The sequence below is a fragment of the Frankia sp. CeTa3Moorea genome, assembly GCF_978021225.1.
The window spans coordinates 73,272-77,505 of the sequence record NZ_CDXDOR010000007.1 but is presented as its reverse complement, the minus strand read 5'-3'; the positions used below and the strand labels follow the sequence as shown (position 1 = coordinate 77,505).

4 protein-coding genes are annotated in these 4,234 nt (G+C 68.4%); 1 reads left to right on the top strand and 3 read right to left on the bottom strand.

From position 1 onward, the window contains the following. Positions 1-167: 167 nt before the first annotated feature. From AC08OV_RS02940 to AC08OV_RS02930, 3 genes are all read right to left on the bottom strand, one after another. The gene (locus AC08OV_RS02940; protein ID WP_476615870.1) at positions 168-1,418 is read right to left on the bottom strand and encodes an ATP-binding protein; all 1,251 of its coding nucleotides are present in this window, start codon (positions 1,416-1,418) and stop codon (positions 168-170) included. Between the two features lie 336 nt (positions 1,419-1,754). Further along, on the bottom strand, positions 1,755-2,816 hold the full coding sequence (locus AC08OV_RS02935) for a hypothetical protein (RefSeq protein ID WP_476615869.1): 1,062 nt from the start codon (positions 2,814-2,816) through the stop codon (positions 1,755-1,757). 78 nt (positions 2,817-2,894) lie between these two features. Beyond that, positions 2,895-3,440 carry a hypothetical protein gene (locus AC08OV_RS02930; protein ID WP_476615868.1) on the bottom strand — a complete coding sequence of 182 codons (546 nt, stop codon included), beginning with the start codon at positions 3,438-3,440 and terminating at the stop codon, positions 2,895-2,897. A 566-nt stretch (positions 3,441-4,006) separates the two neighbouring features. On the opposite strand from AC08OV_RS02930, the gene AC08OV_RS02925 reads away from it, so the two are divergent. Then, positions 4,007-4,234: hypothetical protein (locus AC08OV_RS02925; protein WP_476619262.1), on the top strand; the 228-nt coding region annotated here is incomplete at its 3' end.

The following is a 4,234-nucleotide window of genomic DNA, read 5'->3' as shown; positions in this document are numbered from 1 at the left end:
GGCGTTGACTGCTGTCCTCGGCGGCGAAGCCGGTGCTCGGCCTGTCCGCTGACACCCACCGCGACCCACCCGGCGGTGGGTGAGTCCCCGACGACGGGCGGACAACGACCCGCACCACACCACTGTGTACGTTGCCGGCAACATCGAGTGAATCTCTGGTGGTGCTCTCAGCTCGAGGACCAGAGACTGGCCACGGGGACAGCGATGACGCGCTCCGCGAGCTGGAAGATCCGTGGGCCTGTGTGTACGAGGAGCCCGAGTGTGAACCGCGCACCGATCTCCGCCTGAAGCCATTCAAGGTGTCGTGCGTCGGCACGCGAAGGGGCTGCGGACGCTTTGACTTCAACGGCGACGATCTGGCTGTCTCGGGCTTCGAGGAGCAGGTCGATCTCACGGCGGCCGTTGGCGTCGCGCAGGTGGTACATGTCGGCGCCGACTACGCTCAGCGCGCACTCGGCGCGGAACTGTGCGGCGACGAGGGTGTCGATGATGCGTCCGAGTAGGTCGCCGTCGCGGAGCGCGCGGCGGTGGTCGATACGGAGCAACGGGGCAAGGAGGCCGGGGTCGGTGAGGTACCGCTTGGGCAGCCGGACCGTGCGACTCGTGCGGTTGCGCGCCCAGGCGGGGACCCGCTGGGTGATCATGAGGGTGTCGAGGAGGTCGTCGTAGGCTACGGCGGCGTCACGTCCGATGCCCGCCGAGTCGTAGAGCAGCTTGTGGGTCGGCGAGCCGGCGGTGTTGGCGGCGATCGCCTGGAGATATCTGCGAAGTCGCAGGGGGTCTCGTACGACGCCGAGGGCCGGGGCTTCCCGGGTCGCGAGGTGGTCGACGTAGCCGGTCAGCCAGCGGTCGCGCGCTCGGTCGGCCTCGGTTCGCAGCGCCTCCGGCCAGCCGCTGCTGAGTGCCTCGGTCAGGTAGGTGTGCAGGTCCCAGCCGGTAGGCGGATCCGCGAACGCGTCCGCGTCGGCGTCGAGGATCCGGTCGATGAGCGAGGGTGCGGTCGGGTCGCCGTGGCGTTCCCGACCGACGAGGGGATACATCGTCAGCCGGACGATTCGGCCGGTAGCAGGCCAGCCCGAGGCGGTGAGGTCGGCCTGCGACGATCCGGTGAGCACGAACCTCCCGGGGCGCGGATCGTCATCGACGGCCCGCTTCACCGCGCCGAGCACCTCGGGCACGGCCTGCCACTCGTCGATCAGGACAGGCTCCCCGAGCCCGCGCAGCGCCGCGTCGGCGTCGGCCCTGACGACCGCGGCCTGCGCCGGGACGTCCAGCCGCAGGATCGACTGGCAGACACGCCGGGTCGTGGTTGTCTTGCCGCACGCCCGGGGGCCGACGACGAGGACGGCTGGGTGGGAGGCGAGGACATCTTGCAGCTCCACGTCGAGCAGGCGAGGAACGTAGGCGCGCACCAACATCCGATCATGAAAATAACACATTCTTGACCATGGTAATTACACGTAGAACACCGGTAATCTAACACGCACTCGAACCGCGCTTCGACATCCCGCTGGTCGCCAGCATCCCCGCGGTCCGTTCCCCGCACGGCCCGCGGCGACGCCACCCGGGCAAGCCGCGTGCGGGCACGGCCTACGACCAGCCGGACCTGCGCCGTTTCCTGCGCCGACGCCGTATCGCGGTTCGTATCGCCCGCCGCGGCGTGGAGAGCACCGAACGCCTCGGCCGGCACCGGTGGAAGGTGGAGACACCCCACGTAAGACACGCTCTTACTGTGGCTCACGGGGCCCACCACGTCATCCGTCGGGCGGTCGGCTTCGACCTTCCCGGCGGGGCGTCTCGGACGTCGTCGTGGCTGCTGGGAGGTCATCCCGCTCGGTATCCCAGATGGCGGACAGCGTTGGTCGGCCGAAGCAGGGACGGAACCAGATGGTTATCTCGCTGTCCGCAGTCTCAGCGATCGTCCCGCGTGCTCCCGTGACCATGGGATTGCCGCATGCGGTCAGCAGCCCGGCGACGCTGAGGTGTATGGCGTCCCATTCGTGGGCGACGGCGCGCCAGTCGGGGCTGAGCGCCCAAGGCGTATGAATGCCCCAGGTCAGCCATTCGCCGGGCACGTTGGCGACGGTCGGATGGCGCTCGCATAGGCGCAACCAGTCGCTGGGGCCATGTAGCTCGTAAACGCGCGCGTGGGCGGTAACCGGCACACTCCAGCAACCGATCTGCGGTCCGTGCCGCGACGTGACGCCGACGTCGCAGAGCTGGGTGGCGGGGAGCCTGGGGCCCAGCCTGGTCGAGGTGCGGATGCCGGCGGGCAGGCGGAACCGGGGGGCCTCCCGGGGAGTGGCCCGGGCGGCGAGTTCGTCGAGATCGGGTGGGGTCGCGGGAGAGCCCAGCAGGATCTGGTCCTGGCGGCGTAGCGGCTCCCACCACCACCACGCCGCCGGCGCAGCCGACAGCCGCACGGCGACATCGGCGAGGACCGGAGCGTCGGCAAGCAGGAACTGCCGCACGGACTGCTGTAGGGGATACCACGCCCAGCCGGAGACGGCGCGCAGGGTGACGGCAGTGAGGCGTTCCACGTCCTGCAGCGCGTCAACGTAAGGTTCCAACACGGTCCGTGGCTGAGGGCTGTGCTCGCGCCGGCGGCTGGCCCACCCGGCGGCGTGGGGCGGGCCGATCATGTTCGTCCTCAGTGTTGCAAGGAATACAGGCGGTTCGGGACTTCCGGCGTACGCATCTCGGACGGCGCCCAGCCGCAGGCCGGCGAGCTCCGCGAGCACACCGAGCGCCCGTGGCGCGCCCAGCAGTTGCTGGGCGCGCCACGGGAGGCTGCGGCGCAGGGGCTCACTCATCATGCGGGGACAACCGAAGGGTGATAACCAAGATCGTACATGTGATAGACGGCCAGATATGAGGACTCGCCCGACTCGACGCTAGGCCGGTGGTACGGGACAATCCTCGATGAACTTGGTGTTGTCGACGTAACCCACTTTGGTCACTCCCCTGATCGTCACGGCGATCTCAGACTCGCCCTTATACCAGCCGTAGTCCCGGCACGGCCGGTGACAGGGCGCCTCGTAACTATACCTGTTCGGCCGCGAGTCGACACATGGTTCCCCAATCGGATCGAATTCGAAGTACGGAGGAAGCACCGAGTAGGAAAGCTGCGTCTTGATCGAGATGTTCTCGGCCACGTACGGTGCGCCGTTTCCGCTGTTGAAATAGCAGGCGGCGGTGGCGTGGACGCTCGCATCACCGAAGCCACCCGAATAGTGCGGGTCCTGTTCCTGCAGGTCGCAGAAGGCTCCGGCCTCGTCGAAGATAAGCTGCGCATCTGGCCCCCGCGGGGCAACCGTGGCGCTGGCCGCGGCGGGGGGCGGCTGCGCCAGCTCACGTGCGCCTGCCGTGCCGACCGTGGCCAAGGCCACGGTCGCGGCGACCCCGGCGACCACGAGACCTCGCAGTATGCGTCTGACCACTGTCCTCTCCTTATCCGAGATGGGAGCTGTCGTCCGACAGATCGACTTCGTGGGGATGCGGCCGAGCCTAGGCCGGGTGCGGCCGCGGGTGACCCTGTCAGGTGACAGGGTGGCGACGGGGTCGGCCGGTGCGCCTGCTGCCGCCGCAGGTCACCGGGCTGTTCTGTGAAGGGTGTGATCATCGAAGTTGCGGGACGGCGTGCCGACGGCTCGTCACTGCTCAAGGTGGGGTCGGGCGAGGTGGCCACGTTCGGTCGCGGCGCGCCCGGCCATCGGGTGGACGTGGTCGTGCCCGACCGGGGGGTGTCCCGGGTGCAGGGGAGGCGCGTCCGGTTGAGGACTACTGGCTGTTGACGAACCTCAGTGCGAACCCGACATACGTCGTCGAGAATCCGGAGGGTCCCGGCGAGTTCGTGAAGGTTCCGCCCCGGCGGGTGGGGGCACCCGTTCCGTTCTAGTTCGCCCGGGTCCTGCTTCCGTTGACTGACGGAGTGGGTGGCTTCAAGATGTATGCGCCGCAATACAAGTACGTCGACCGGCGCATGGTTCGGTCCGATGACACGGAGTTGACCCGCCAGGTCTTTCCGCTTGACGAGACGGCGAAGTACTTCCTGATTCTCGTGGCGTTGCGCGAACCGCGCCTGCGCGACCGTTCACCGGTCGCGGTACTCACCATCGACCAGGTCATCGAACGGCTGAGCCCGCTGCCGTCGTGCGCGGGCCTCACCCGATCCGCCGTCAACTTTCACATCGACTATCTGGCCGGGCAGAAACTCCGGCTCTCCCCGCCCGAC

Excerpts from the sequence above, each read along its gene's own strand:
- AC08OV_RS02935 (WP_476615869.1), bottom strand. The coding sequence starts at position 2,816 with ATGATGAGTGAGCCCCTGCGCCGCAGCCTCCCGTGGCGCGCCCAGCAA.
- AC08OV_RS02940 (WP_476615870.1), bottom strand. The coding sequence starts at position 1,418 with ATGTTGGTGCGCGCCTACGTTCCTCGCCTGCTCGACGTGGAGCTGCAA.